The following is a 2,222-nucleotide window of genomic DNA, read 5'->3' as shown; positions in this document are numbered from 1 at the left end:
TGGGTGGGTTCTTGCGGGCGCCGCGCCGGTAGCGGTTGACGGAGTCGGCGGTGATGCCGAGCTCCTGCGCGACGGCCTTCGCGGTTCCGAGCTGTTTGAGCAGGTAGTTGATGCGGGCCGGAAGGGTCTTGGGCGGCTGACGGGTGAAGGCTTCCCGGTCGGCGCGCTCGATGGCGGCCTCGATCTCGCCCATGGCCTACTCTCCTTCGTCCAGGACGGCGTCGCCGCCCTTGATGTGGCGGGCCGGGTTGAGGCCCTGCTCCATCAGGTCGACCGCCCACAGCATCGACTGGACGCCCTCCAGTTTCGCCAGGCCGGGCGTAGCGCCGAGGCGGAACCCGCCGGGCTGCGGCTTGCCGGACGCCGCGTAGGGGAGGAAGTCCAGCGGGCTCTCGCCCGGTGAGGGGTAGACGACGCAGTCGGAGAGTACGGCGAGTGGGTACAGGCCGGTCATCTTGACCATGTTGTTGAGCTTGCGGTGCATGTTGACCCGCGCCTTGCTGATCACGGCGGCGCGGAAGTCGGGGCGCCAGGTCGGCCGCGAAAGGGCCGGCCACGGCTCGCCCTCCTTGTAGGACTTGCCCTGCGGGCGCTCCCGCAGCTTCCCGACGCCGCCCTTCACGGTCGCCTTGATAGCAGCCAGTACGGCGGCCAGGGCCGGGTCGCGCTGCTTGTGCTGCTCCATCGCGGCGAGGAACGCTGCGTCGTCCAGGTCCTTGGTGACGCCGAGGTCGGCGAGGGTGTCGACGTACGCGGTTTTGAGCCGGTCGTGCCACGGGTCCAGGTACGCGCCGGTCTCGCGCCGCAGGTACGCCTCGATCGGGTGCACGTCGTGCCCGAGCTCCTGGGCGTAGGCGACGGTGTGCGTCTGGTACCAGGCCAGCCCCGTCGGGCGGGTGCCGTCGGGGGTGAAGGGTGAGGGCAGGCGCGGGTCCAGCTCGATGCCGCTGAGGTCGACCAGCCAGCTGCCGGGGATCTTCGGGTTGAACGTCGGGGCGGTGAAGTGGTCGGGTCCGGATAGGCCGACGACCAGGCGGGCGGCGGCGGCGAGGAACGCGGTGTTCAGGTCCAGGCCGACCGCGAACGGCAGCAGGCACTCCTCATCCGTGAGCGAGTCCACCGACCGCACCCACTGGTACGCCTCCTCATTGAGGAACCCGCCGCTCCAGCCGGAGTTCACGACGACGGGGTGTTCGGGGGTTGCCTCCGGCGGCGCCGGGTCCGTCGGCTCCGTGCCCAGGCTGCCCTGGTTGTAGCCGGACACCCAGTTCCCGCTCGCCGGGTCCTGCACGGCCTTCGTCGGCGGTCGCAGCGCCGTCATCAGCTCCAGCCCTGACACGGCCGTGGAGCCGCGCGGGGTGATGACCCGCTGCGCGTACACACCCAGGACCCGGGCGACGTCGGCCGGCTCCATCTCGGCAACGCCGGGCCAGGACCGCTCATCGAGCGCGTCCCACGATAGGATCGCCAGCTGCACGCACTGCCGCTCACGGCCCTGCGCCTTGCGGTAGATCCGCGCCCACGGACCGAACCCGCGCTGTGTCAGCTGCCACTTCGCGCGTGCGACCTCCTTGACCACCGGATGGTCCTCCGGCAGGCGCAGGGAGCGGCGCTGCTCGTGGCCCTCCAGGCGCTCCGGCAGCCCGAGCCCCACCGCGGCGGCCGCCGTGAGCACGATCAGCGGGTCGCTGTCCTTGCCGTAGCGGTTGAGCTTTCCGGTACCGAGTCCGGACTCGCGCAGCGTCCACTCCACCAGCTCCGGCACCGTGGTCGCCGGGCAGTCGAGCACAATGCCGTCGACGCCGTACGCGGAGCCGTCGCCATCGAGCACTGCGAGCGGGCCGTGCGGGAAGCGGGGGTCCAGCGCAGCCTTGGCGGCCTTCTTCGCGGCCGGGCGGCGCGACGACGCCGGACGCTCCGGCGCGGCCTGAACGGCGGGGGCCTGCGGCGCTGCCGTCTCCTGCAACACGGGCGCGGCAGCCGGACCGTCGAACGCCTCCGGCATCTCCGGCTGAGGCGCGACGACCGGGGCCGGGACGTCGAGGGTGCCGTGGGCGGGGTGCTTCGCCGCCCACCCGTCCAGCAGCCGTTGGTAGGCATCCAGGCGCGGCGACTTCGGCTCGCTCCGGCCGTTCTCCCAGTTCTTCACTGACTGGGTCGTTGTCTTCAACGCGGCGGCGAGGCGGGCCTGGGTGATTCCAGCAGCCTCCCGCAGCCGGGCG

General features: G+C 72.0%; 1 protein-coding gene and 1 pseudogene. Both read right to left on the bottom strand.

Annotated elements, in window-relative coordinates; translation table 11 throughout:
• Positions 1-193, bottom strand: a pseudogene (locus O3W51_RS47805) (telomere-protecting terminal protein Tpg); the annotation flags it as partial.
• A gap of 3 nt (positions 194-196) precedes the next feature.
• Positions 197-2,222: telomere-associated protein Tap (tap, locus tag O3W51_RS47800; protein WP_269290350.1), on the bottom strand; the 2,026-nt coding region annotated here is incomplete at its 5' end.

This window comes from Streptomyces sp. H39-C1 (assembly GCF_027158125.1).
Taxonomy (GTDB): domain Bacteria; phylum Actinomycetota; class Actinomycetes; order Streptomycetales; family Streptomycetaceae; genus Actinacidiphila; species Actinacidiphila fildesensis.
Note: the sequence above shows the minus strand (reverse complement) of the source record. Positions and strands in the feature narration are given on the sequence as shown.